Source organism: Serpentinimonas maccroryi (assembly GCF_000828915.1).
In the GTDB taxonomy this organism is placed as follows: Bacteria; Pseudomonadota; Gammaproteobacteria; order Burkholderiales; family Burkholderiaceae_C; genus Serpentinimonas; species Serpentinimonas maccroryi.
Genome location: NZ_AP014569.1, coordinates 1993106 through 2017135 on the forward strand (window position 1 = coordinate 1993106; position 24030 = coordinate 2017135).

23 protein-coding genes are annotated in these 24030 nt (G+C 66.9%); all 23 read right to left on the reverse strand.

The window, feature by feature from the left end; translation table 11 throughout:
- On the reverse strand, positions 1–1374 hold the full coding sequence (gene hisD / locus SMCB_RS09250; RefSeq protein WP_045536520.1) for a histidinol dehydrogenase: 1374 nt from the start codon (positions 1372–1374) through the stop codon (positions 1–3).
- Positions 1374–2096: an ATP phosphoribosyltransferase gene (hisG, locus tag SMCB_RS09255; protein WP_045536522.1), complete on the reverse strand. Its 723-nt coding sequence runs from the start codon at positions 2094–2096 to the stop codon at positions 1374–1376. Before hisG ends, hisD begins: the two co-directional genes overlap by 1 nt.
- The gene (murA, locus tag SMCB_RS09260) at positions 2093–3379 is read right to left on the reverse strand and encodes a UDP-N-acetylglucosamine 1-carboxyvinyltransferase (protein WP_045536524.1); all 1287 of its coding nucleotides are present in this window, start codon (positions 3377–3379) and stop codon (positions 2093–2095) included. The genes hisG and murA overlap by 4 nt, the downstream gene beginning before the upstream one ends.
- Before the next feature lie 63 nt (positions 3380–3442).
- Positions 3443–3694 carry a BolA family protein gene (locus SMCB_RS09265; protein ID WP_045530565.1) on the reverse strand — a complete coding sequence of 84 codons (252 nt, stop codon included), beginning with the start codon at positions 3692–3694 and terminating at the stop codon, positions 3443–3445.
- A 102-nt stretch (positions 3695–3796) separates the two neighbouring features.
- A complete protein-coding gene (locus SMCB_RS09270; RefSeq protein ID WP_045536526.1) occupies positions 3797–4552 on the reverse strand; it encodes an ABC transporter permease in 756 nt (251 codons plus the stop codon).
- Entirely contained in the window at positions 4549–5481 is a 933-nt protein-coding gene (locus SMCB_RS09275) for an ABC transporter ATP-binding protein (RefSeq protein ID WP_045536528.1), read from the reverse strand. The genes SMCB_RS09270 and SMCB_RS09275 overlap by 4 nt, the downstream gene beginning before the upstream one ends.
- Positions 5482–5515: 34 nt before the next feature.
- Positions 5516–5878: an STAS domain-containing protein gene (locus tag SMCB_RS09280; protein ID WP_045537964.1), complete on the reverse strand. Its 363-nt coding sequence runs from the start codon at positions 5876–5878 to the stop codon at positions 5516–5518.
- Between the two features lie 21 nt (positions 5879–5899).
- Positions 5900–6586: an MlaC/ttg2D family ABC transporter substrate-binding protein gene (locus SMCB_RS09285; RefSeq protein ID WP_052468487.1), complete on the reverse strand. Its 687-nt coding sequence runs from the start codon at positions 6584–6586 to the stop codon at positions 5900–5902.
- Positions 6587–6658: 72 nt separating this feature from the next.
- Entirely contained in the window at positions 6659–7489 is an 831-nt protein-coding gene (locus tag SMCB_RS09290; protein ID WP_082027341.1) for an MlaA family lipoprotein, read from the reverse strand.
- 52 nt (positions 7490–7541) lie between these two features.
- The gene (gene mlaD, locus SMCB_RS09295; protein WP_045536532.1) at positions 7542–8027 is read right to left on the reverse strand and encodes an outer membrane lipid asymmetry maintenance protein MlaD; all 486 of its coding nucleotides are present in this window, start codon (positions 8025–8027) and stop codon (positions 7542–7544) included.
- A 13-nt stretch (positions 8028–8040) separates the two neighbouring features.
- Positions 8041–8823 (reverse strand): lipid asymmetry maintenance ABC transporter permease subunit MlaE, encoded by a 783-nt coding sequence (mlaE, locus tag SMCB_RS09300; RefSeq protein WP_045536539.1) that lies wholly within the window; start codon positions 8821–8823, stop codon positions 8041–8043.
- The gene (locus SMCB_RS09305) at positions 8820–9683 is read right to left on the reverse strand and encodes an ABC transporter ATP-binding protein (protein WP_045536541.1); all 864 of its coding nucleotides are present in this window, start codon (positions 9681–9683) and stop codon (positions 8820–8822) included. Before SMCB_RS09305 ends, mlaE begins: the two co-directional genes overlap by 4 nt.
- 64 nt (positions 9684–9747) lie before the next feature.
- Positions 9748–11223, reverse strand: a complete 1476-nt coding sequence (locus SMCB_RS09310) for a glutamate synthase subunit beta (protein WP_045536543.1) — start codon at positions 11221–11223, stop codon at positions 9748–9750.
- A 42-nt stretch (positions 11224–11265) separates the two neighbouring features.
- Positions 11266–16029, reverse strand: a complete 4764-nt coding sequence (locus tag SMCB_RS09315) for a glutamate synthase-related protein (RefSeq protein ID WP_045536545.1) — start codon at positions 16027–16029, stop codon at positions 11266–11268.
- Between the two features lie 238 nt (positions 16030–16267).
- Positions 16268–16573, reverse strand: coding sequence for a type II toxin-antitoxin system RelE/ParE family toxin (locus SMCB_RS09320; protein WP_045536547.1), 306 nt, complete (start codon positions 16571–16573; stop codon positions 16268–16270).
- Positions 16551–17015, reverse strand: coding sequence for an antitoxin PaaA2 family protein (locus tag SMCB_RS09325; RefSeq protein ID WP_045536548.1), 465 nt, complete (start codon positions 17013–17015; stop codon positions 16551–16553). The genes SMCB_RS09320 and SMCB_RS09325 overlap by 23 nt, the downstream gene beginning before the upstream one ends.
- A gap of 108 nt (positions 17016–17123) precedes the next feature.
- On the reverse strand, positions 17124–17813 hold the full coding sequence (locus SMCB_RS09330) for a hypothetical protein (RefSeq protein WP_045536549.1): 690 nt from the start codon (positions 17811–17813) through the stop codon (positions 17124–17126).
- Positions 17814–17834: 21 nt separating this feature from the next.
- On the reverse strand, positions 17835–19025 hold the full coding sequence (locus SMCB_RS09335) for a deoxyguanosinetriphosphate triphosphohydrolase (protein WP_045536550.1): 1191 nt from the start codon (positions 19023–19025) through the stop codon (positions 17835–17837).
- Positions 19018–20112 (reverse strand): 3-dehydroquinate synthase, encoded by a 1095-nt coding sequence (gene aroB / locus SMCB_RS09340; protein WP_045536551.1) that lies wholly within the window; start codon positions 20110–20112, stop codon positions 19018–19020. Before aroB ends, SMCB_RS09335 begins: the two co-directional genes overlap by 8 nt.
- 2 nt (positions 20113–20114) lie before the next feature.
- Positions 20115–20660, reverse strand: coding sequence for a shikimate kinase (locus tag SMCB_RS09345; RefSeq protein ID WP_231851192.1), 546 nt, complete (start codon positions 20658–20660; stop codon positions 20115–20117).
- A 5-nt stretch (positions 20661–20665) separates the two neighbouring features.
- Positions 20666–22786 carry a type IV pilus secretin PilQ gene (locus tag SMCB_RS09350; RefSeq protein WP_045536552.1) on the reverse strand — a complete coding sequence of 707 codons (2121 nt, stop codon included), beginning with the start codon at positions 22784–22786 and terminating at the stop codon, positions 20666–20668.
- The gene (locus tag SMCB_RS09355) at positions 22783–23331 is read right to left on the reverse strand and encodes a pilus assembly protein PilP (RefSeq protein ID WP_045536554.1); all 549 of its coding nucleotides are present in this window, start codon (positions 23329–23331) and stop codon (positions 22783–22785) included. The genes SMCB_RS09350 and SMCB_RS09355 overlap by 4 nt, the downstream gene beginning before the upstream one ends.
- Positions 23328–24020, reverse strand: a complete 693-nt coding sequence (locus SMCB_RS09360; RefSeq protein WP_052468488.1) for a type IV pilus inner membrane component PilO — start codon at positions 24018–24020, stop codon at positions 23328–23330. Before SMCB_RS09360 ends, SMCB_RS09355 begins: the two co-directional genes overlap by 4 nt.
- Between the last annotated feature and the right edge of the window lie 10 nt (positions 24021–24030).

Consider the following 24030-nt stretch of genomic DNA (forward strand, 5'->3'; position numbering starts at 1 on the left):
TTAGCCGTTTGTGGACGGGTGCAGCCGCATCTCGGCCGCGCGGGCGTGCGCCTGCAGGCCCTCGCCGTGCGCAAGCACGCTGGCGATGCGGCCCAGCGTCTGCGCGCCGGCGGCGCTGACCTCGATCAGGCTGCTGCGTTTTTGAAAATCATAGACCCCGAGCGGGCTGGAAAAGCGCGCCGTGCCGGCCGTGGGCAGCACGTGATTGGGGCCGGCACAGTAGTCGCCTAGGCTCTCGCTGGTGTAGGCGCCCATGAAAATGGCGCCAGCGTGCTGCAGCAACGGCTCCCAGCGCTGCGGCTCGCGGCAGGCGAGCTCGAGGTGCTCGGGCGCGATGCGGTTGCTGATGGCGCAGGCTTCTTCGAGGCTGCGGGTCTGGATCAGGGCGCCGCGGCCGTTGAGGCTGGCGGCGATGATGGCGGCGCGCGGCATCTCGGGCAGCAGGCGATCGATCGCCGCCTGCACCGCATCGAGGTAAGCCGCGTCGGGGCTGAGCAGGATCGACTGCGCCAGCTCGTCGTGCTCGGCCTGGCTGAACAAATCCATGGCCACCCAGTCGGGCGGCGTGCTGCCGTCGGCCAGCACCAGAATCTCGCTCGGGCCGGCGATCATGTCGATGCCCACTTGGCCAAACACGTGCTTTTTGGCGCTGGCCACGTAGGCGTTGCCGGGGCCGGTGATCTTGTCCACCCGGGGCACGCTCTGGGTGCCATAGGCCAGCGCCGCCACCGCCTGCGCGCCGCCGATGGTGAAGGCGCGCGTGACCCCGGCCACGTGGGCGGCGGCCAGCACCAGCGCATTTTTGGTGCCGTCGGGCGTGGGCACCACCATCACGATCTCGGCCACCCCCGCCACTTGGGCCGGTATGGCGTTCATCAGCACCGAGGACGGGTACGCGGCGCGCCCGCCGGGTACGTAGATGCCCACGCGCTCGAGCGGCGTGACCTTTTGCCCCAGCAAGCTGCCGTCGGCGTCGCGGTAGCTCCAGCTTTGGCCGCAGGCCTGCAGCTGGGCCTCGTGGTAGCGGCGCACGCGCGCGGCCGCTTGCAGCAGCGCCTCGCGCTGGGCGTCGGGGATCTGCTCAAAGGCGGCTTGCAGTTCCGACGGTTGCAACTCCAGCGCCGCCATGCTCGGGGCGTGCAGGCGGTCGAAGCGGTGCGTGCAGTCGAGCACGGCGGCGTCGCCGCGGGCGCGCACGTCGGCCACGATATCGAGCACGCGCTGCTCGATGGCGGCGTCGGCCGCGGCCGACCAGTGCAGGCGCTGGGCGAATTGGGCCTCGAAGTCGGGCTGCTGCGTGCTCAGGCGCAGCGGGCGCGCTTGCAAAGGCGTGGTGAGTGCGGCGGATGCAGCAGGTGCAGCGGGCGTGGTCATCATGCCAGCACCCCCGGCGCCGGGGCGGCCCCAGCGGACTGGGCGGCTTGCGCTTGCGGCGCCGCCTGCGCAAAGGCATCGAGCAGCGGCCGCAGCAGCGCGCGCTTGACCTTGAGCGCTCCCTGGTTGACCACCAGGCGCGAGGAAATGTCCATGATGCGCTCGACCTCCACCAGCTGGTTGGCCTTGAGCGTGTTGCCGGTCGAGACCAGATCGACGATGGCGTCGGCGAGCCCGGTCAAGGGCGCCAGTTCCATGCTGCCGTAGAGCTTGATCAGATCGACGTGCACGCCTTTGCTGGCAAAAAACTCGCGCGCGATCGCCACGTATTTGGTGGCCACGCGGATGCGCGCGCCTTGGCGCACGGCGCGCACGTAGTCAAAATCGGCGCGCACCGCCACGCTCATGCGGCAGCGCGCGATCTGCAGATCGAGCGGCTGATACAGCCCGACGTTGGCCGCCCCGCCCCACTCGGCCTCGTGTTCGAGCAGCGTGTCTTTGCCGCACACGCCCAAGTCGGCGCCGCCGTACTGCACGTAGGTGGGCACGTCGGAGGCGCGCACCAGCACCACATTCAGCGCCGGGTGGTTGGTGGGCAGGATCAGCTTGCGCGAGCGCTCGGGGTGCTCCAGCACCTCGATGCCGGCGGCTTGCAGCAGCGGCAGGGTTTCGTCGTAGATGCGGCCTTTGGACAGGGCCAGCGTGATGCGGTCGGCACTCATGCGATCCTCTCGATTTGGGCGCCCAGGGCGCGCAGTTTGAGCTCCATCTGATCGTAGCCGCGGTCTAGGTGGTAGATGCGATCGACCACGGTTTCGCCCTCGGCCACCAGCCCGGCGATGACCAAGCTGGCGGAGGCTCGCAAGTCGGTGGCCATGACGGTGGCGCCCGACAGGTGCGCGCCGCTGCCGCCCAGCCCTTCGATCAGCGCCAGCCGGCCGTCGATGCGGATTTTGGCCCCGAGCCGCTGCAACTCGTGCACATGCATGAAGCGGTTCTCGAAAATGGTTTCGGTGACGCTGCTGCTGCCCTGCGCCACGGCGTTGAGGGCCATGAACTGGGCCTGCATATCGGTCGGGAAGCCCGGGTATTCGGTGGTGCGAAAGCTCTGCGCGCGCAGCAGCGCCGCGCCGGGCGACTGCACCTGCAAGCCGTCGGCGCTGGCTTGCACCGACACCCCGGCCTCGCGCAGCTTTTCGATCAGCGCCTCGAGGTGCTCGCCGCGGGCGTGGCGCAGGTGCACGGCACCGCCGCAAGCGGCCACGGCGCACAAAAAGGTGCCGGCCTCGATGCGGTCGGCCACCACCGCGTGCTCGGCCCCGTGCAGGCGCTCGACGCCCTGGATGCGGATGCGGCTGCTGCCGTGGCCCTCGATCTGCGCCCCCATGGCGATCAGCAGCTCGGCCAGATCGGTGACTTCGGGCTCTTGGGCGGCGTTTTCGAGCACGGTTTCGCCCTCGGCCAAGGTGGCAGCCATGAGGAAGTTTTCGGTGCCGGTGACGGTGATCATGTCGGTGGCGATGCGCGCGCCGCGCAGCCGGCTCTGGCCCGGTGCCAGCTGCGCCACCATGTAGCCGTGCTCGATGGCGATCTGCGCCCCCATGGCCTGCAAGCCCTTGATGTGCTGATCGACCGGGCGCGAGCCGATGGCGCAACCGCCCGGCAGCGACACCCGCGCCCGCCCCAGCCGCGCCAACAGCGGCCCGAGCACCAGCACCGAGGCGCGCATGGTCTTGACCAGCTCGTAGGGGGCCAGCGGCTCGAGCGCCGCGCCGGCGTGCAGCGTCAGGCCGCCGCGCTCGCCGTGGGTCTGCACCTGCACGCCCATGTGTTCCAGCAGGCGGCGCATGGTGGCCACGTCGCGCAGGCGCGGCACGTTGCGCAGCGTCACCGGCTCGTCGGTGAGCAAGGTGGCGCAGAGCTCGGGCAGGGCGGCGTTTTTGGCGCCCGAGATCGGCACCTCGCCGTGCAGGCGCTGGCCGCCTTGAATGCGCAGTTTGTCCATGGGTGGGGGTGGGCGGTGGAGGGTTGGGGGAGCGCCTGGGTGGGGCTGGCCGCGCGCAGTCGATTAAGCCGGGTTGGCTTGGCGCGCCGACCATTCGGCCGGGGTGTGCGTTTGCATCGAGAGCGCGTGCACCTCGTCGCGCCGGATGCGCTCGCCCATCGCGGCATAGACCATCTGGTGGCGCGCGATCAGGCGCTTGCCCTCAAAGGCGGGCGAAACCACCACGGCGTACCAGTGGCGGCCGTCGCCGTTCACCTCGAGGTGCAGGCAGTCGAGGTGGGCGGCGATGAGGGTTTGCAGTTCTTGCGCGGTCATGGTGTCGGGTGCCTGGTGTGGAATGCTGGGTGCGGAATGCTTTGGGGTTGTGCCAAAAAAATGCGGCCAGCGATAGGATAACGAAGTGGGGGCGCCGGCGCGTCAGTGCCGCAGCTTATAGCCCGATTTGAGCAGATGCAGCGCCAGCCCGCCGACCAGCACCCAAGCAACGCCGAGCACCGCCAGCGACAGCCATGGCGAAACATCGCCCTGGCCGAGGAAGCCGTAGCGAAAGCCGTCGATCATGTAGAAAAACGGGTTCAGGTGGCTGACGAACTGCCAAAACGGCGGCAGCGAGTGGATGGAGTAAAACACACCGCTCAAAAACGTGGCCGGAAGGATGAGGAAGTTCTGAAACGCCGCCATCTGGTCAAACTTGTCGGCCCACAGCCCGGCGATCACGCCCAAGGCCCCGAGCAGCCCGGCCCCGAGCACGGCAAACACCAGAATCCAGAGCGGATAAGCGATGTACACGCCCACAAACCACACCGTCACCAGCCACACGCACAAGCCCACCGCAAGCCCGCGCACGATCGACGAGCCCACGTAGGCCACGAACCAGGCCCAGTGCGACAGCGGCGTGAGCAGCACGAACACCAAGTTGCCCATGACCTTGCTTTGGATCAGGCTCGACGAGCTGTTGGCAAAGGCGTTTTGCAACACGCTCATCATGATCAGACCTGGCAGCAAAAAGCTGGTGTAGAGCACGCCCTCAAACATCTGCACGCGGTCTTGCAGCACGTGGCCAAAGATCAGCAGATACAACAGCGCCGTGACCACCGGCGCCGCCACGGTCTGAAAGCCCACTTTCCAGAAGCGCAGCACCTCTTTGTAAAACAGGGTCTGCCAGCCGCTCATGACGCCACCCCCGCACGCATCAGCTCGAGGAACACGTCTTCGAGGTCGGCTTGGCTGATTTCGAGGTCGTCGATCTGCAGGCCGGCCAGGCGCAACTCGGCCAAGGTGCGCTCGAGCGCAGCCGCGTCGGGCACCGGCAACTGCACCACGCGCCCGGTCACCCGCGCCTGCGCCGCCAGCGCCGGCGGCAAGGCTTGGTCGGTTTTGAAGCGCAGCACCTTGGCGCTGCTGGCGCGCTTGAGCAGCACCGAGGTGCGCTCCAGCGCCAGCACCCGCCCGTCTTTGAGCATGGCGATGCGCCCGCACAGCGCCTCGGCTTCTTCGAGGTAGTGGGTGGTGAGCAACACCGTGCTGCCTTGGCGGTTGAGCCCAGAGATGAACTGCCACAGCGTTTGGCGCAGCTCGACATCGACGCCGGCGGTGGGCTCGTCGAGCACGATCACCGGCGGGCGGTGCACCAGCGCCTGCGCCACCAGCACGCGCCGCTTCATGCCGCCCGAGAGCTGGCGCATGTTGGCGTTGGCCTTGTCGGCCAACCCCAAGCCGGCCAGCAGCTCGTCGATCCAGCCTTCGTTGCCGCGGATGCCGAAGTAGCCCGACTGAAAGCGCAGCGCCTCGCGCACCGTAAAAAAGGGGTCAAACACCAGCTCTTGCGGCACCACGCCCAGGCGCCGGCGCGCGGTGGCGTAGTCGCTGGCCACGTCGGCACCGAGCACGGTCACGCGGCCGCTGCTGGCGTGCGCCAAACCGGCCAAGATGCTGATGAGGGTGGTTTTGCCGGCGCCGTTGGGGCCGAGCAGGCCAAAAAACTCGCCCGGCTCGATGTCAAAGCTCACGCCGTCGAGCGCCTGCAGCTCGGCGCCGGCGCTGCGGTAGCGCTTCGAGACCTGCTGAAACGATACGGCGGCAGTGGCAGAGCTAAGGGGCATGAGGTGGCGCGGCTAAACCGGCCATTTTATAGCCTTAAGCGGCCAGCAGTTCGCTCACGCCGTAAAGGGCCGCCAGTTCGCGCAGGCGCAGCGGCATGTGCAGCACCTGCAGGCGGCCGCCCCGCGCCTGCAGCAAGCGCGCCACCGCCAGCAGCGCCGCCAGCGCCGACGAATCGAAGTGCTGCAAGGCAGCGGCATCGAGCGACCAGAGGGCGGCGGCAGTCTGGGCTGGCGCGGGCGAAACGGCGGTGGCTGGGGACACAGGGACAGCGCCGCCTGACTCCATCACCGCCAGACAGCGCTGCACGTAGGCATCGGCCTGCTCGTGCGTCAGGCGCTGCGGCAAGTCGGGCAGGCTGCGGGGCGCGGCCAAGACTGCACTGGGGGCCGTGCTCATGGGCATGGTCGCGTGGGGGGCTCAGGTGCGCGCCGCCGCCGCACCGGCGCGGTTGCGCTCGGTCAGCGCCGCGATCAGGCCGTCGATGCCGCGGGCGTTGATCTCGGTGGTGAACTGGTTGCGGTAGGTGTCCACCAGCCAGATGCCCATGACGTTGAAGTCAAATACCTTCCAGCCCTGCGGGGTGCGCTCGAGCCGGTAGTCGATCTGGATCGGTTCGCTGCGCCCGCGCAGCTCGGTGCGCACCACCACCTCGGTGTCTTGCGGGGTGAAGCGGCTGGGGCGCAGCACCAGCGTTTGGTCGGTCACGTGGCTGAGGGCACCCGAGTAGGTGCGCACCAGCAACAGTTTGAACTCGTCTTGCAACCGGGTGCGCTGCTCGGGTGTGGCCTGGCGCCAGAAGCGCCCCACGGCCGAGGCGGTCATGCGGCGAAAGTTGACGTGCGGCATCAGCTGGCCATCCACCAGCGCCATGATGCGGTCGATGTCGCCGCTGCGCAACACCGGGTCGGCTTGGATCTGGCGCAGCACCTCGAGGCCCACGCGCATGATGAGCGCATCGGGAGCCTCGAGGGTTTGCGCAGCCACCCGGGCAGGCGCCAGCAGGGCAGCGCCCACCACCCCGAGGGTTCCAAGGGCACCAAGGGCGTAGAGCGCAGCGCGGCGCGAGGCCGCGGGCAGAGTGAGTGGTGGCAAGTCGTGTTTCATGACGGGTATTGTGCAGCGCCCAAGCCGGTCCGGCCGGTTTCAGGGCGCAGATGTTGCATTTGCTTGCATCGCTTACTGTGCCGGCACCGAAGTGGGGGCGGGAGCGGGAGCGGGAGCAGCTTCGGGCGCGGATTCCTCCTCATCGGGGAACTCATCGGTGCGGATTTGCGCCGCACGGCGTTGCAAAAACGCATCGCGGATGAAGCTGTAGCGGTCCAGCGCGATGCGGTCCACCATGTCGGTGGCGGGCAACAGGTCGGCGCGGTTGTCGGTCAGGCGCAACACCGTGAGTGCGCCGCGGTCGGCGCTGGGCTCCACGGTGCCGATCGGGTCGGCGTTTTGGCCCACCACCTGGCCCACGGCATCGCGCAAGGTGGATGGACCCATGAGCGGCAGCACCAGATAGGGGCCAGGCGGCACGCCCCAGCGCCCCAAGGTGTGGCCAAAATCAAGCGGGGTGCGCTCGACCCCAGCCTCGGTGGCGATGTCGAGCACGCCGCCAAAGCCAAAGAAAGTGTTGATCTTGACGCGGGTGAAGTTTTCCACCGCCTCTTGCGGCCGCGCCTGCAGACTGGCGTTGACGAACGACCAAACGTCGCGCAGGTTGTTGAAAAAGTTGTTGACCCCGGTGCGCAGCGGCGAGGGCACGGTGTCGCGGTAGGCGACGGCGATGGGGCGCGCGATGGTGCGGTCCACGGCGTCGTTGAACTGCTGCACCTGGCGGTTGAGCGGCTCCAGCGGGTCTTGGGGGTTGGCGTCGGGGCCGGTGGCGCAGCCGCTCAAGACCATCAGCGCCAAGGTTGCGCAGCCTAGGCCCAGCCACCCGGCGCGCGGCGGGGGGTGTGCGGCACCATGCGCAATCTGCACGCCCTGCACATTTTTCACGCCCTGTAAACGGTTCATTTTTTCGATCCCTCCATTGATGCTTTATCCATCCCACCCCATCGCTGCGCGCTCACTGGCTGGCAGCGGCACCGTCGGCACCGGAGTCGGCGGCGCGGTTGAACAAAAACTGTCCGATCAGATTCTCGAGCACGATCGCCGACTGCGTCAGCGTGACCGTGGCCCCGTCGGCCAGGTTTTCGTCGGCCCCGCCGGGCACGATGCCCACGTACTGCTCACCCAGCAGGCCGCTGGTCAGGATTTGAAACGAGCTGTCGCTGGGAAAAGCATAGCGCTTTTGAAGCACCAGCGTGACGTCGGCCTGAAAAGTCTGGTCGTTGAAGGTGATGGCCTGCACCCGCCCGACAGGCACCCCGGCGCTGCGCACCGTGGCCCCGGCGCGCAGGCCGCCGATGTTGTCAAAGCGCGCCGTCACCTGGTAGGTGGGCTGCCAATTGATCTGCAACAAGTTGGCCGCCTGCAGCGACAAAAACAGCAACGCCAGCGCCCCCAGCAGCACGAACAGGCCCACCCACACATCTTTGACCGAGCTTTGCATATGCGTTTTCCCCTCACACTCCAAACATCAGCGCCGTCAGGACAAAGTCCAGCCCCAGCACCGCCAGCGAGGCCATGACCACGGTGCGCGTGGTGGCGCGCGCCACCCCTTCGGGCGTGGGCGTGGCCAGATAGCCCTGCAGCAGCGCGATGAACGTCACCGCGATGCCAAACACCAGCCCCTTGACGAGGCTGTTGCCCACGTCGCTCCAGACATCGACCCCGGCCTGCATCTGGCCCCAATAAGCCGAAGCATCGACACCCAGCAGATGCACGCCCACCAACCAGCCGCCCAAGATGCCGACGGCGCTAAACACGGTGACGAGCACCGGCAGCACGATCACACCGGCCCAGAAACGCGGCGCCAAAATGCGCGCGATCGGGTCCACCGCCATCATCTCCATGGCGCTGAGCTGTTCGCCGGCTTTCATGAGGCCGATTTCGGCCGTGAGCGAGGTGCCGGCACGGCCCGCAAACAGCAGCGCCCCGATCACCGGCCCGAGTTCGCGGATCAGGCTCAAGGCCACCAGCAAGCCCAGCACCTCGGTGGAGCCAAACTGGTTCAGGATGTAGTAGCCCTGCAGCGCCAGCACAAAGCCCACGAACAGGCCCGAGACACCGATGATGGCCAGCGAGTAGTTGCCCAAAAAGTGGATTTGGTCGCGCAGCAAGGGGTAGCGGCGCAGCACCGCCGGCAGCAGCACGAAGAGGCGCAGCAGCAAGCGCGCGCCAAACCCCAAGCTGGCGAGCCACTGGCGCACCGCAAAACCGATGTGCGAGAGCGTTCTTTGCGTCACCGGCGGCCTCCATCGGCAGGGCGGGAGGAGCGGGAGGAGCGAGCTGGGGGCGTACCCAAGCCGTAATCGTCGGCCACCGAGGCCGCCGGGTAGTGAAAATGCACCGGCCCCTCGGGCTCGGCGTGGATGAACTGGTGCACCAAGGGGTCGGTGCTTTCGCGCACCTGCTGTGGGCTGCCCTGCTCGGCCACACGGCCATGGGCCAGCACCACCACGTGGTCGGCAATGGCCAGGGTTTCGTGCACGTCGTGCGACACCAGGATGCTGGTCAGGCCCATGGCGTCGTTGAGCTGGCGGATCAGGCGCGCGATGGTGCCCAGCGAGATCGGGTCCAGCCCGGCAAAGGGCTCGTCGTAGAGCACCAGTTCGGGGTCGAGCGCGATCGCGCGCGCCAGCGCCACGCGGCGCGCCATGCCGCCCGAGATCTCAGACAGCAGCAGGTCGCGCGCGCCGCGCAAGCCCACGGCGTCGAGCTTCATGAGCACGATGTCGCGGATCAGCCCCTCAGACAAAGTCGTTTGCTCGCGCAGCGGGAAGGCGACGTTGTCAAAAACATTCAGGTCGGTGAACAAGGCGCCGAACTGGAACAGCATGCCCATGCGCCGGCGCACCGCATACAGGCCGGCCAAGTCGAGCGCGCCCACCTCGAGGCCGTCAAAGCGCACCTGCCCGGCTTGCGCCCGCTGCTGGCCACCGATCAGGCGCAACACCGTGGTTTTGCCGCCGCCCGATGCGCCCAGCACCGCCGTGACGCGGCCACGCGGCACCGTCAGCGACAGGCCGTCGAGAATCGGGCGCGGGCCGTAACCAAAGCGCACGTGCTGCAGCTCGACCAGAGGGGGTGGGGCGGTGGGGTTCATATAGAGGGGGTGGCGCGATCATAAGGGAAAGCCCGCGCTCCCAACCCGCCTGGGGCTGATAGGCTCAGCGCGGCAAGTCCGAGCGCCCCATCAGGAATTCGTCCACCGCCCGCGCCGCTTGCCGGCCCTCGCGAATCGCCCACACCACCAGCGACTGGCCGCGGCGCATGTCGCCGGCGGCAAACACCTTGGGCACGTTGGTGGCGTAGCCGCCGCTGGCCTCGGTGTGGGCACGGGCGTTGCCGCGCGCGTCTTTTTCCACCCCAAAGGCCTCGAGCACGCTGGCCAGCGGGTGCGTAAAGCCCATGGCCAGCAGCACCAGATCGGCCTTGTGCTGCTGCTCGGTGCCGGGGATTTCGACCAGCTTGCCACCTTGCAGCTCGATTTGCACCGTGGTCAGGCCGGTGAGCTTGCCTTTGCTGCCGGTAAAGGCCTTGGTCGAAATGGCAAAGGCGCGCTCGCAGCCCTCTAGGTGGCTGGAGCTGGTGCGCAGCTTGATCGGCCAGTAGGGCCAAGTCAGGTTGCGGTCTTCTTGCTCGGGCGGCATGGGCAGCAGCTCAAACTGGGTCACGCTGGCGGCGCCGTGGCGGCGGCTGGTGCCGACGCAGTCGGAGCCGGTGTCGCCCCCGCCGATCACGATCACGTGCTTGCCGTCGGCGCGGATCTGCTTTTTCAGTTTGTCGCCGGCGTTGACCTTGTTTTGCTGCGGCAAAAACTCCATCGCAAAATGCACGCCCTCGAGCTCGCGCCCCGGCACCGGCAGGTCGCGGCTTTGCTCGCTGCCACCGCACAGCAGCACGGCGTCGTAGTCGGCCTGCAACTGCGTTGCGGGAATGCTGCGCTTGGCCTCGTTTTGCACCTTGGCCCCGGCGCCTTCGGTGGGCATGGCCCCCACCAGCACCCCGGTCTGGAACTGCACCCCTTCGGCCTGCAGCTGCGCCACGCGGCGCTCGATGTGCGCTTTTTCCAGCTTGAAATCGGGGATGCCGTAGCGCAGCAGGCCGCCCACGCGCTCGTTTTTCTCATAGACCGTGACCGCGTGCCCCGCGCGCGCCAGCTGCTGCGCCGCCGCCAAGCCAGCCGGGCCCGAGCCCACCACGGCCACCTTTTTGCCCGTGGCGTGTGCCGCTGGCTGCGGCTGCACCCAGCCCTGCTCCCAGGCGCGGTCGATGATCGCGTGCTCGATCGACTTGATGCCCACCGCGTCGTCGTTGATGTAGAGCGTGCAGGCCGACTCGCACGGCGCTGGGCAGATGCGGCCGGTGAACTCGGGGAAGTTGTTGGTGCTGTGCAGCACCGCGCTGGCGTTTTGCCAGTCGGCGCGATAGACCAGATCGTTGAAATCGGGGATGACGTTGTTGACCGGGCAGCCGTTGTTGCAAAACGGCGTGCCGCAGTCCATGCAGCGCGCGGCTTGGCGCTTGGCCTGCGCGTCGTCGAGCGCGATGACAAACTCGCGGTGGGTTTTCAGGCGCTCGGCTACCGGCTGGTAGCCTTCCTCGAGGCGCTCGAACTCCATGAAACCGGTGATTTTTCCCATGATGCGGTGCTCGCTAAACTAGGTTGGAGTGGGACAGCAGGCTCAGGCCGTGGCTGCTGGGGCCAAGGCGGCTGGGACGGCGCTGGCAGCAGCCTGAGCGCGCGCGTGCAGCTCGCCCAAAGCGCGCTGGTACTCGGTCGGCATGACCTTGACGAAGCGGCTGCGGCTGTCGGCCCAGTGGTCCAGAATCTGGCGCGCCTTGGCCGAACCGGTCCAGCGCAGGTGCGCTTCGATCAGGGCGCGCAGTTGCGCCTCGTCGGTCTGGCCGCGGTGCCAGATGCCGCGCTGGCCCGCGGCCTCTTGCTCGGCCGCTGGCAGCACTTTTTCGAGCCGCACCATGGCGGTGTTGCAGCGCTGGGCAAACTGGCCGTCTTCGTCGAGCACATAGGCCACGCCGCCGCTCATGCCGGCGGCAAAGTTGCGCCCGGTTGCGCCCAGCACCACCACGGTGCCGCCGGTCATGTATTCGCAGCCGTGGTCGCCGGTGCCCTCGACCACCGCCGTGGCGCCCGAGAGCCGCACCGCAAAGCGCTCGCCGGCCACGCCGCGCAAAAAGGCCTCGCCGCTGGTGGCGCCGTAGAGCACGGTGTTGCCGACGATGATGTTGCGCCCGGCGTCGCCACGAAACTCGATGCTCGGGCGCACCACGATGCGCCCGCCCGATAGGCCCTTGCCGGTGTAGTCGTTGGCGTCACCGATCAGATACAGCGTGATGCCACGGCACAAAAAGGCGCCAAACGACTGCCCGCCCGTGCCCTCGAGCTGGATGCGGATGCTGTCGTCGGGCAGGCCCTCGGGGTGCACGCGCGTGACCGCGCCCGAGAGCATGGCGCCCACGGTGCGGTTGACGTTGCGCGCCGATTCGATGAACTGCACGCGCTCGCCGCGCTCGATCGCTGGGCGCGATTTTTCGATCAGGCGCACATCCAGCGCCTGCCCCAAGCCGTGGTCTTGGGTGCTGGTGTGCCGGCGCGGCACCGCAGCGGGCAGCGGCGGCTGGTAAAACAGGCGCGAAAAATCCAGCCCCTGCACCTTCCAGTGCTCGAGCCCGCGCCGGGTGTCGAGCAGATCGGCACGGCCCACCAGATCGTCGAAGCGGCGCACGCCCAGCTGGGCCATGATCTGACGCACCTCCTCGGCCACGAAGAAGAAGTAGTTCACCACGTGCTCGGGCTGGCCGGCAAACTTGGCGCGCAGCAGCGGGTCTTGGGTCGCCACGCCCACCGGGCAGGTGTTGAGGTGGCATTTGCGCATCATGATGCAGCCCTCGACCACCAGCGGCGCGGTGGCAAAGCCAAACTCATCGGCCCCCAGCAAGGCGCCCACCACCACGTCGCGCCCGGTCTTGATTTGGCCATCGACCTGCACCCGGATGCGCCCGCGCAAGCGGTTGAGCACCAGGGTCTGCTGGGTTTCGGCCAGCCCGATCTCCCACGGGCTGCCGGCGTGCTTGATCGACGACCAAGGCGAGGCCCCGGTGCCGCCGTCGTGGCCAGCGATCACCACGTGGTCGGCCTTGGCCTTGGCCACCCCGGCGGCGATGGTGCCCACGCCCACTTCCGACACCAGCTTGACCGAGACGTCGGCGCGCGGGTTGACGTTTTTCAGGTCGTGGATGAGCTGCGCCAGGTCTTCGATGGAGTAGATGTCGTGGTGCGGCGGCGGGCTGATCAGCCCCACGCCCGGCACCGAGTGGCGCAAAAAGCCGATGTAGTCCGAGACCTTGGTGCCCGGCAACTGCCCGCCCTCGCCCGGCTTGGCGCCTTGGGCCATCTTGATCTGGATTTGGTCGGCGCTCACCAGGTATTCGGCCGTGACGCCAAAGCGCCCCGAGGCCACCTGCTTGATGCGCGAGCGCAGGCTGTCGCCCGGTTGCAGCGGCAGGTGCGCCACCACCTTGTCGGCACCGATGACCGAAGCCAGCGTCTGGCCGCTGCCGATGGCGCTGCCCTTGAGCTCGGCGCGGTAACGCGCCGGGTCTTCGCCGCCCTCGCCGGTGTTGCTCTTGCCGCCGATGCGGTTCATGGCCACCGCCAGCGTGGCGTGGGCCTCGGTGCTGATCGAGCCCAGCGACATGGCGCCGGTGGCAAAGCGCTTGACGATCTCGCGCGCCGGCTCCACGTCGTCGATGGCGATGGCGCGCGCCGGATCGACGCGGAACTCAAACAGCCCGCGCAGCGTCAGGTGGCGCCGGGTCTGGTCGTTGATGATCTGGGCGTAGTCTTTGTAGCTGGAAAAGTTGTTGGCGCGGGTGGCGTGTTGCAGCTTGGCGATGGCGTCGGGCGTCCACATGTGCTCTTCGCCGCGCGCGCGCCAAGCGTATTCGCCGCCGGTATCGAGCATCTGCGCCAGCAGCGGGTCGGTTCCAAAGGCGGCGCGGTGGGTGCGGATGGCCTCTTCGGCGATCTCGAACACCCCGATGCCCTCGACCCGGCTGGGTGTGCCGCTGAAGTACTTGTCCACCGTGGCGCTGCTCAGGCCGATGGCCTCGAACAGCTGCGCGCCGCAGTAGCTCATGTAGGTGCTCACGCCCATTTTGGACATGATCTTCGACAGGCCCTTGCCGATCGCTTTCACGTAGTTGTAAATGGCTTTGTCGGCCGACAGATCGCCGCTGAGCTCGTGGTGGATCGCCTCCAGCGTTTGCATCGCCAGCCACGGGTGCACGGCCTCGGCGCCGTAGCCGGCCAGCAGCGCAAAGTGGTGCACCTCGCGCGCGGAGCCGGTTTCCACCACCAGCCCGGCGCTGGTGCGCAGCCCCGTGCGCACCAAGTGCTGGTGCACCGCCGACAACGCCAGCAGCGCCGGAATGGGCAGCTGCTGCGCGCTCACGGCGCGGTCGCTCAAAATCAGGATGTTGCTGCCGCCCTTGATCGCGTCCACCGCCTCGGCGCACAGCGAAGCCAGTTTGGCCTCCACCCCCTCCTTGCCCCAAGCCACGGGGTAGCAGATGTCGATCGTGCTGCTCTTGAACTTGCCGCCGGTGCGGCGCTCGATGCCGCGCAGCTTGGCCATGTCGGCCGGGCTCAAAATCGGCTGGCTGACTTCGAGCCGCAGCGGCGGGTTCACCTGGTTGATGTCGAGCAGGTTGGGCTTGGGGCCGATGAAGCTCACCAGCGACATCACGATCGCTTCGCGGATCGGGTCGATCGGCGGGTTCGTGACTTGCGCAAACAGCTGCTTGAAGTAGTGGTAGAGCGGCTTGTTCTTGCTTGAGAGCACCGCCAGCGGGCTGTCGTTGCCCATGGAGCCGATGCCCTCTTCGGCGTTGAGCGCCATCGGCGCCATGAGGAACTTGATGTCCTCTTGCGTCATGCCAAAGGCCTGCTGGCAGTCGAGCAGGGTGGCGTCGCTGTGGTCGAGCGCGGCCCGGGCCGACTCTGCAAGGCGCACCTCGCCACCCTCGGCGGCACCGGCCACCGGTTGCGTCACGTCGTCGAGGCGCACGCGCAGGTTTTCGATCCACTGCTGGTAGGGCTTGCTGTAGGCCAAGTTGGCTTTGAGCTCTTCGTCGTCGATCAGGCGCCCCTGCTCGAGGTCGATCAGGAACATCTTGCCCGGCTGCAAGCGCCATTTGCGCACGATGCGGCTCTCGGGGATGGGCAGCACGCCCGACTCCGAGCCCATGATCACAAAGTCGTCGTCGGTAACGCAGTAGCGCGAGGGCCGCAGCCCGTTGCGGTCCAGCGTGGCGCCGATCTGGCGCCCGTCGGTAAAGACGATCGAGGCCGGGCCGTCCCAGGGCTCGAGCATGGCGGCGTGGTACTCGTAAAAGGCGCGCCGGCGCGCGTCCATCTGGCCGTGCTGCTCCCAAGGCTCAGGGATCATCATCATCACCGCCTGCGCCAGCGGGTAGCCGGCCATGGTCAGCAGCTCGAGGCAGTTGTCGAAGGTGGCGGTGTCGGACTGGCCGGCAAAGCTGATCGGATACAGCTTGTTCAGGTCGGCGCCCAGCACCGGCGAGCTCATCACGCCCTCGCGCGCGCGCATCCAGTTGTAGTTGCCCTTGACGGTGTTGATCTCGCCGTTGTGCGCCACGTAGCGGTAGGGGTGCGCCAGCGGCCACTCGGGGAAGGTGTTGGTCGAAAAGCGCTGGTGCACCAGCGCCAGCGCCGAGCTGCAGCGCGGGTCTTGCAGGTCGAGGAAGTAATCGCCCACCTGGTTGGCCAGCAGCAGGCCTTTATAGACCACGGTGCGGCTGCTCATGCTGGGCACGTAATACTCTTTGCCGTGCTTGAGGCCCAGCGCCTGGATGTGCGCGCTGGCGGTTTTGCGGATCACGTAGAGCTTGCGCTCGAGCGCGTCTTGCACGATCACGTCGGTGCCGCGGCCGATGAACACCTGGCGGATCACGGGCTCGGTCTGGCGCACCGTGGGCGACATCGGCATGGCGCGGTTCACCGGCACGTCGCGCCAGCCCAGCAGCACCTGGCCTTCGGCGCGGATGGCGCGCTCCAGCTCTTGCTCACACGCCAAGCGGCTGGCGTGTTCTTTGGGCAAAAACACCATGCCCACACCGTACTCACCCGGCGGCGGCAGGCTGCAGCCCTGCGCGGCCAGCTCGGCGCGGTACAGGGCGTCGGGCAGTTGCAGCAAAATGCCGGCGCCGTCGCCCATGAGCTCGTCGGCGCCCACGGCACCGCGGTGGTCGAGGTTGGCCAGGATCTGCAAGCCCTGCTGCACCACGGTGTGGCTTTTTTGCCCCTTGATGTGGGCCACGAAGCCCACGCCACAGGCGTCGTGCTCGTGCGCCGGGTCGTACAGGCCGTACTGGCGCAACTGGTCGATTTCAAGGCTAAACGACACGGCAAACTCCTAAGCGGTTAATGACTGGGAGCGAGCATAGGGCAAAGCGCGGGCTTTGGCAAGCACAACAAATGGGGTCTGACCCTAATTTATCATTAGCCTGGCTTGCTTGATTTAATTTGGGGACAGATTAAAATGAAACCTGGCTTCGCCCCCTAAGATTGCCCACCATCCTGCACGCGCCCGGCTTTTGCGCCACCCCTTCATCCCGATTGTTTCGATTTTTTGACCCTGAAATTCAAGCCCTGCCACCCTTCGGCGGCAACTGCCTGCGGGCATGGATCACGTTCACAACCTCTACCCGTTCGAGCGACTCGCGGTAGAACACGATGTAATTGCTGCGCACGACCAGCTCGCGCAGACCCTTGACGCGAACCGAGGGCTTGTAGAGCTTGGGGTGATCGGGCAGCTTCCCGACCTTGGCCTCGATCTCGTCTTTCAGCGCTTGGGCGGCATCGGGGTTGTCGTTGGCAATGGTGGCCACGATCTGCAGCAGATCGGCGCTGGCCTGCGGGCGCCATTCAAGCCGTGGCTTTGCTGGCATGCTGCTTGCGCTTGGATTCGATCAGGGCCTGCACCTCATCCATGACTTGGCGATGCCCGATGTTGGGTCGGGGGTCGGATAGCGTTTCGGCCACCTTCTCGCGCACCCAATCGGTGTGCGCCTTGGCCTCGAAGGCGCTGCGCATCCGTTCAGAGGCATCGGGCCGCGCGCGGCTGGCCTTGATCGCTTGGGGGTCAAAGTCGGCGGCGTTGACGTGGTATTGGGAAATTCCGATCTGCTTGAGGTAGCAGACCAGCGTTTCAAACTTGCGAAAGGTCCGCACGGCCCCGCGCCGCGCGGCGAGCGCGCGCTCGGTGTTGCCGCACTTGACGACGACGCCCCAGCCGCCACCGTGGCCGATGACCGCGGCAGCGCGCACGGCTCCGGCCTGCGCGAGGAGGGCTAGGCTTGCGTGGTCGATGGTGTCTGCTGTGATGTCCATAGCGGCGCCTTTTGTTGCTGGAATACTCGCTGTAATAGTAGCCGATTAATTATAAATTGGCAACCTTTTGCCAACGCGGGTTAGGCTATCTCAAGGGGCAATCGTGCCCTACCCCACCCGCCGCGGCCGCCCGCGCTGCGCCGGCTGCAGCCGCCGTGGCGTGAGCTGCTGCAACTGCGCCACGAAAGCCGGGCTGCCCAGCACCCAGCCTTTGAGCGCGGCTTGCTCGAGCCGCTGCTGCGCCGCCTCGCTCAGCCCCTGCTGCACCAGGGCCACATAGGCGGCCTCGCGCTCAAAAGGGGTGTTGCCCAGTTGCCAATAGGCCGGTGGCGCGCTCAGGGCGGGATCGTGGCGCAGCCCGGCGTAGTGGGCGTGGCTGCTCCAAGGGGTTTCGGCCGCCGTGCGCGCCTGCCCCTGCCGCTGCGCTTGCGTGTCTAGGCTCAAGAGCGCGGGCAGCAGCTCGGCTTCGGGTTGCAGCACCGTGCCGCGAAAGCGCCCCTCCCACAGCGTGCCGGTGTGGTCGTGGCGCAGGTTGTAATGGCGCACATAGCTGCGCCCCAGCGCCTGCATGGTGCGCGACACGGCGCCGTCGGCCAGCGGCGTGAGCAGCAGCCGCACCTGCTGCGCCAGCAACACATAGCCATGCCACTGCAGCGGTTGCGCGCGCACGGCCTCGGTCAGCATCTGCAAAAACACCTGCCGATCGGCAGCGTCGTGGAACAGCTCCAGCCCCGGGTGCGCGCGCCAGATCAACAGGTGCGGCCAGCCGCTCAGGCTCAGGCGGGGTTGGCGTGCCATTGGGGTGCGGCCCTTGCCTAGTTAATCGAACAGACTCTGCCCGGTCAGGCGCAGGTGCTCGCGCATGGCGTAGCGGTCGGTCATGCCGGCGATGTGGTCGGCCACGCGCCGGCGCAGGCTGATGGGCAGGGCGCCGGGCGCCTGGGCCGGCAGCTGCCGCGGGTCTTGGTGGTAGATCAGGTAGAGCTCGGTCACCACTAGGCGCGCGCGCTCGGTCTGCGCCAGCACCTGCGGGTGGCGGTAGAGCTGCGCCATCAAAAAGCGCTTGAGCGCGCCGGTCTGGGCGCGCATGGGGGCCGAGAAGCGCAGCAAGGGCGGGCACAGCCGCACCTCGTCCACCGACTGCACGCCGGCTTCGGCAATGGCGGCGCGGCTGGCGTCGATCACGTCATAAACCTGCTCGGTCAGCATGCGCCGGATCGTTTCATAAAGCAAGCGCTTGGCGTTGAGCGCCGGGTACTGTTGCCGCACGGCACGCAGATGGCGCTCAAACAGCTCAACCTCACCCAACTGCTCGAGCGTGAGCAAGCCCGAGCGCACGCCGTCGTCGATGTCGTGCGCGTTGTAGGCGATCTCGTCGGCCAGATTGGCCAGTTGCGCCTCGAGCGAGGGCGCGTGCCCGAGCAAAAAGCGCGCCCCCACGCCACCGGGCTCGAGCTGCTGCAAGCGCTCGGCGTTGGCGCGCGAGCAGTGCTTGAGTATGCCTTCGCGGGTCTCGAAGCACAGGTTCAGGCCGTCGAAATCCGGGTAGCGCTGCTCGAGGGTATCGACCACGCGCAGGCTTTGCAGGTTGTGCTCGAAGCCGCCCACCGGTTCGTGCGGCGTGGGCTGGTCTTCGGGCGCGTCGGGCTCGGGCGGCAGCTGGTGCAGGCAGGCGTTGAGCGCGTCTTGGCCGGCGTGGCCAAAGGGGGTGTGGCCCAGGTCGTGGGCCAGCGCCAGCGCCTCCACCAAGTCTTCGTGCAGCCCCAGCGCGCGGGCGATGCTGCGCCCCAACTGCGCCACCTCGAGCGAGTGCGTCAGCCGGGTGCGAAACAGATCGCCCTCGTGGTTCAGAAACACCTGAGTTTTATAGACCAAGCGCCTGAAGGCGCTGCTGTGGATGACACGGTCGCGGTCACGTTGGAAGTCGTTGCGCGTGGGCGCCGGCGCCTGCGGGTAGCGCCGGCCGCGGCTGCGCTCGGGGTGGCAGGCGTAGGGCTGGAGCTCAGGCACAGCCGGCCTCGAGCACCTCGACCACCAGAGCGTCGTCCACCGGCCGCAGATGGGCCGCGCCAGCGTCGTCGACCAGCACGAAGCGGATCTGGCCGGCGTCGGCCTTTTTGTCCACCCGCATCAGCTCGAGGTAGCGCGCGGCGTTGGCGGCGGGGTCGGGCTCCAACCGGGGCGCCCGCACCGGCAGGCCGGCGCGCGCGATCAAATCGGCCAGATGCTGCACCCGATCAGCCGACAGCAGCCCCAAGCGCTGTGAGAGCCGCGCCGCCAGCACCATGCCGCAACCCACCGCCTCGCCGTGCAGCCACTGGCCGTAGCCCAGCCCGGCCTCGATGGCATGGCCAAAGGTGTGGCCAAAGTTGAGGATGGCGCGCAAACCGGTTTCGCGCTCGTCTTGTCCTACCACAGCGGCCTTGATCTCGCAGCTGCGCCGCACCGCGTAGGCCAGGGCAGCGGGGTCGAGCTGGCGCAGGGCTTCGAGGTGGCTATCGATCCAGGTCAAAAAATCGAGGTCGTAGATCGGGCCGTACTTGATCACCTCGGCCAGCCCGGCGCTGATCTCGCGCGCCGGCAGGGTGCGCAAGGTGTACAGGTCGCAGACCACGCGCAGCGGCTGGTAAAAAGCGCCGATCATGTTTTTGCCCAGCGGGTGGTTGATGGCCGTTTTGCCGCCCACCGACGAATCCACCTGCGCCAACAGCGTGGTGGGCACCTGCACAAAGGGCACGCCGCGCATATAACAAGCGGCCGCAAAACCGGTCAGGTCGCCCACCACCCCGCCGCCCAGGGCAAAGAGCAGCGTCTTGCGGTCGCAGGCCTGTTGCAGCAAGGTATCGAATACGTGGTTGAGGGAGTCCCAGTTTTTGTATTGCTCGCCGTCTGGCAGCTGCACCAGATGCATGCGGCCAAAGCGCCCCACCAAGCTCTGCTGCAGTCTGGCGGCATAGAGCGGCCCCACGGTGGTGTTGGTGACGATCAGCGCCTGTGCGGCCGCAGGCAGGCCGTCCCACGAGGCGGCGTCGTCGAGCAAGCCGCTGCCGATGAGGATGGGGTAGCTGCGCTCGCCGAGTTCAATTTGTAGGGACATGGTCAATGCGAAGCGTCTGATGCATGTGCAGGGTTGAGGGGTGCGGGTTGCAACTCCAGCTTGGCCGCGATCCAATTGACCAGCGAGGCCACCGAGGGCCGACCAGTCTCGACCACACAATGCGCCGTCTCGCGGTACAGCGGGTCGCGCTGGGCGTGCAGTTCGCGCAGCTTTTGCAGCGGGTCGGCCACCTGCAACAGCGGCCGGCTGCGGTCGTGCTGCACGCGCCTAAAAACCTCCTCGGGCGCCGATCGCAAATAAAACACCTGCCCACGCTCGCGCAGGCACTGGCGGTTGGCCGGGCGCAGCACGGCGCCGCCGCCGGTCGAGAGCACGCACGCCGGCCCTTGGGTGAGCTCGTCAAGCACCGCCTGCTCCACGTCGCGAAAGCGCGCCTCGCCCTCGCGCTCGAAAAACTCGCGGATGCTGCAACCCAAGCGCTGCTCGATGGCGAGGTCCGAATCCACGAAGGGCAACTGCAAACGCCGCGCCAGCAAGCGCCCAACCGTGGATTTACCCGATCCAGGCAAACCGATGAGGATGATCAAAAGCCTTACCTTCTGGGCCCCAAGGCAGACATTTCGGTGAGCACACGGGGCGTGATGAACACCAGCAGTTCGGTGCGTCGGGTCGAGGTTTGGTTGCTGCGAAACAGGTTGCCCAGCACCGGCAGCTCACCCAAGACCGGCACCCTGGCCTGGTTGTTGGTCTCTTCTTGGGTGTAAATGCCACCGATCACCACCGTGCCGCCGTTTTCCACCAGCACTTGGGTTTGCACGCTCTTGGTCTGAACAGCTGTTTGGCCATTGAAGACGATCGGGGTGTCGTTGTTGACGCGCAGCTGCATGATCACATCGCCATCCGGGGTGATCTGCGGCGTGACCACCAGCTTGAGCGAGGCGTCGATGAATTCGATCGTCGTGTTGCCGTCGGCGTCGCGGCGCAGGAAGGGGATTTTGCGGCCGTCTTCGATCGTGGCCTCGCGCTGGTCGGCCGTGACCACGCGCGGGCTGGCGATGGTCTTGAGGCGCCGATCCGACTCACTGGCCTCGATTTCAAGGTTGAGCAACCGCGTCACGCTCGGGTTGAAGAGCGAAAAGGCGAAGGTGCCGGAGCCAATGGTGGGGGTGGGAATATTGGTGACGTTGGAATTGCCTGCGCCGGTGGCACCAATGGAACCAAAACCAAGCGTGGTCTGCACCCGGTTGCCATTGTGACGCGCCAACGTCACCGGATCTGCGATGCGCCCGCCAAAGCGCACCCCCAGATTGCGCCCAAAGCTGTCTTCGGCTTCCACGATCCGGGCTTCGATCAACACCTGTCGCATCGGCACGTCCAAGGTCTGGATCAAGGTCTGGATTTCTTCGAGCTTGGACGCGATGTCGGTGACAAACAACTGGTTGGTGCGCGGCTCGGCAAACACCGAACCTTGGCTGCTGAGAATGCGCACCTCGTTTTCGCCCGTCCCCACCGCGGTGGTCAGGTGTTCGGCCACCTCTTGGGCGCGCGCAAAGTTGAGTCTAAAGCTCTGGGTGCGGACCGGCTCTAGGCCACGGATGGCCTGAGCAGCTTCGAGCACTTCGCGCTCTTTGGCCAGGATTTCGGTTCGCGGCGCGATCCAGATCACGTTGCCGGTGCGGCGCATGCCCAGGTTTTTGGCCTGGAGCACAGTGTCAAGGGCCTGATCCCACGGCACATCGCGCAGGCGCATGGTCAGGCTACCGGTGACGGTGTCGGAAGTGATGATGTTGAAGTTACTGAAATCGGCGATCACTTGCAGCAAGGAGCGCACTTCGATATTTTGGAAGTTGAGCGAGATTTTGTCGCCGGTGAAGTTGGGCTGCTGGCCCTGGCGGTTGGCTTCTTGCCGCACCTCGCGCACCTCGAGCACAAACCGGTTGTCGGTCTGGATGGCGCTGTGCTCCCAGTTGCCCGTGGGTTCGACCAGCAGGCGCACCCGGTCGCCCACTTGGGTGGCGGTGACGGTTTGCACCGGGGTGCCAAAATCGCTCACATCGAGGCGCCGGCGCAGGCCTTCGGGCAGCGAGCTCTGCTGGAACTCCACCACCAGGTTGCGCCCTTGCTGGCGCACGTCCACGCCGGTCTGGCTGCTGGCCAGCTCGACCAGCACCCGCCCGGCGTTTTGTGCGCCGCGCCTAAAGTCGATGTCAACCAGCGGTTGCGTGCGCGCAGCTGGGCCTGCTGCTGCAAACGCTGCGCCCAACGCGCCCCCCGCCGCCGGTGCGGCCGCCTGCGCCCCGGGCTGCAGCTGCACCAGCAAGGTGTTGCCCTCGATGCGCAGCTCGTAGCCCACAGGCTGGCTGAGATTCAACACGATGCGCGTGCGGTCGCCCGCCTGCACCACGTTGGCCGAACGCAGGTTGCCTTGGTTGAGCTCAAACAGATTTTGGCCGGTGGCGTTGCTGGCCCCGGGAATGTCGAGCGCGATGCGCGCCGGCGCCTGCATGCTGAAGCCGGCCGGCAGCTGGCGCAGCGGTTCATTGGTCTGGATGCGCACCAGCTCGCCGCCGCCACCTTGTGCCGCCACCGTGAGCGACTGGATGGCCAGCTGCGCCTGCACCCACCCCGACATCATCAAAGTGCAAGCCAGCAAGGCATAGCGGGAGTAGCGCGACAGGGTCTGAGGGTAAAGGTTTTGATGATGGGTATTCATTGGCCGGTGCCTTCCTGCAACTGCAAAGTGGTGGTGCGCTCTACCCATTCGCCAGCCGGGTCTTGAGCGATTTCGCGCAGGGTGATCTGGGTTTCGCTGATGGCGGTGATGCGTCCGAAATTTTGCCCTAGGTGGTTGCCGCGCCGCACCTGGTGAATCAATCCCTCGGACCGCACCAGCGCCACGGTTTCGTTGCCACGGCGCAACAAACCCACCATGGTGATGGTGTCGAGCGGTACCGCCTCCAGCGGGTCTTTGCGGCGACGCATCTCGGCCGCCAGCAAACCAGATACGGCGGGCGAGACGGTCTCAGCGCGCAGCAGCACCGTGAGCTTGTCGGAGCTAAAGGGAGAAACAGCGCCCAGCCCTTGATAGGCTTGCGGTATGTGGGGCTGGGGTGCCGGCACCGGCACCACGCTGGGCTGGGCTGCCGCCCGTTGCTGCTCCATCCAAGCCGAGAGATCGTCACCGCTGCTGCTGCAAGCAGTGAGTGCAAAGGCCGTTGCCAGCAGCAAGCCTAAGGGGTAAAGCCGTGCAGTGCTCATCGTTGACCCCCGGCGGCGCGCTGTTGTTGCTGCTCGCGCTGGCGCTGCGCAACCTCTTCGGGGTCGAGGTAGCGAAAGGTTTTGGCGGTGGCGTCCATGATCAGCACATCGGGCCGGTTGGGTGCCGGCGTGAGGCTCAGGTTGTTGAGGGTGACGATGCGCGACAGGTGAGCCACGTCGGAGACAAACATGCCGATGTCGTGGTAGCTGCCGCTGACACGCACCGCAATCGGCAGTTCGGCGTAGTGATCGCGCAACTCGACCTGCCCGGGCCTAAACAGCTCGAACTGCAAACCGCGCCCAATACCGGCTTGGTTGATGTCCGAGAGCAAAGCATCCATCTCGGCCCGGCTGGGCAATTGGCGCTCGAGCTGGCTCACATAAAGGCGCACCTGTTCGAGCTGGGCCCGCAATGCATCCAGATTGGCCGCCTGGGCCACTTTGCTCGTGAATTCGGTGCGCAACTGCGCCTCGCGCTGGCGCTCGGTTTCAAGCTGCGCGCGCATGCCGCTTAGCACCACAAACCACAGGCCCACCAGCACCGCCAACGCCACCACCAGCAGCAGCAAGCGCCGCGGCATGGCGGGCCAGCGCGAGGGGTCGTTGGGATCGAGACCACTGAATTGGGACCGCACATCTTGTTGCCAACGGGCAAAGTCGAACGAGGCGGATTTGGTTTTTTTGCTCATGATCGGTTCA

Coding starts and splice junctions, on each gene's coding strand:
- hisD (WP_045536520.1), bottom strand. CDS start 1,374: ATGACCACGCCCGCTGCACCTGCTGCATCCGCCGCACTCACCACGCCT.
- hisG (WP_045536522.1), bottom strand. CDS start 2,096: ATGAGTGCCGACCGCATCACGCTGGCCCTGTCCAAAGGCCGCATCTAC.
- murA (WP_045536524.1), bottom strand. CDS start 3,379: ATGGACAAACTGCGCATTCAAGGCGGCCAGCGCCTGCACGGCGAGGTG.
- SMCB_RS09265 (WP_045530565.1), bottom strand. CDS start 3,694: ATGACCGCGCAAGAACTGCAAACCCTCATCGCCGCCCACCTCGACTGC.
- SMCB_RS09270 (WP_045536526.1), bottom strand. CDS start 4,552: ATGAGCGGCTGGCAGACCCTGTTTTACAAAGAGGTGCTGCGCTTCTGG.
- SMCB_RS09275 (WP_045536528.1), bottom strand. CDS start 5,481: ATGCCCCTTAGCTCTGCCACTGCCGCCGTATCGTTTCAGCAGGTCTCG.
- SMCB_RS09280 (WP_045537964.1), bottom strand. CDS start 5,878: ATGAGCACGGCCCCCAGTGCAGTCTTGGCCGCGCCCCGCAGCCTGCCC.
- SMCB_RS09285 (WP_052468487.1), bottom strand. CDS start 6,586: ATGAAACACGACTTGCCACCACTCACTCTGCCCGCGGCCTCGCGCCGC.
- SMCB_RS09290 (WP_082027341.1), bottom strand. CDS start 7,489: ATGAACCGTTTACAGGGCGTGAAAAATGTGCAGGGCGTGCAGATTGCG.
- mlaD (WP_045536532.1), bottom strand. CDS start 8,027: ATGCAAAGCTCGGTCAAAGATGTGTGGGTGGGCCTGTTCGTGCTGCTG.
- SMCB_RS09305 (WP_045536541.1), bottom strand. CDS start 9,683: ATGAACCCCACCGCCCCACCCCCTCTGGTCGAGCTGCAGCACGTGCGC.
- SMCB_RS09310 (WP_045536543.1), bottom strand. CDS start 11,223: ATGGGAAAAATCACCGGTTTCATGGAGTTCGAGCGCCTCGAGGAAGGC.
- SMCB_RS09320 (WP_045536547.1), bottom strand. CDS start 16,573: ATGCCAGCAAAGCCACGGCTTGAATGGCGCCCGCAGGCCAGCGCCGAT.
- SMCB_RS09325 (WP_045536548.1), bottom strand. CDS start 17,015: ATGGACATCACAGCAGACACCATCGACCACGCAAGCCTAGCCCTCCTC.
- SMCB_RS09330 (WP_045536549.1), bottom strand. CDS start 17,813: ATGGCACGCCAACCCCGCCTGAGCCTGAGCGGCTGGCCGCACCTGTTG.
- aroB (WP_045536551.1), bottom strand. CDS start 20,112: ATGTCCCTACAAATTGAACTCGGCGAGCGCAGCTACCCCATCCTCATC.
- SMCB_RS09350 (WP_045536552.1), bottom strand. CDS start 22,786: ATGAATACCCATCATCAAAACCTTTACCCTCAGACCCTGTCGCGCTAC.
- SMCB_RS09355 (WP_045536554.1), bottom strand. CDS start 23,331: ATGAGCACTGCACGGCTTTACCCCTTAGGCTTGCTGCTGGCAACGGCC.
- SMCB_RS09360 (WP_052468488.1), bottom strand. CDS start 24,020: ATGAGCAAAAAAACCAAATCCGCCTCGTTCGACTTTGCCCGTTGGCAA.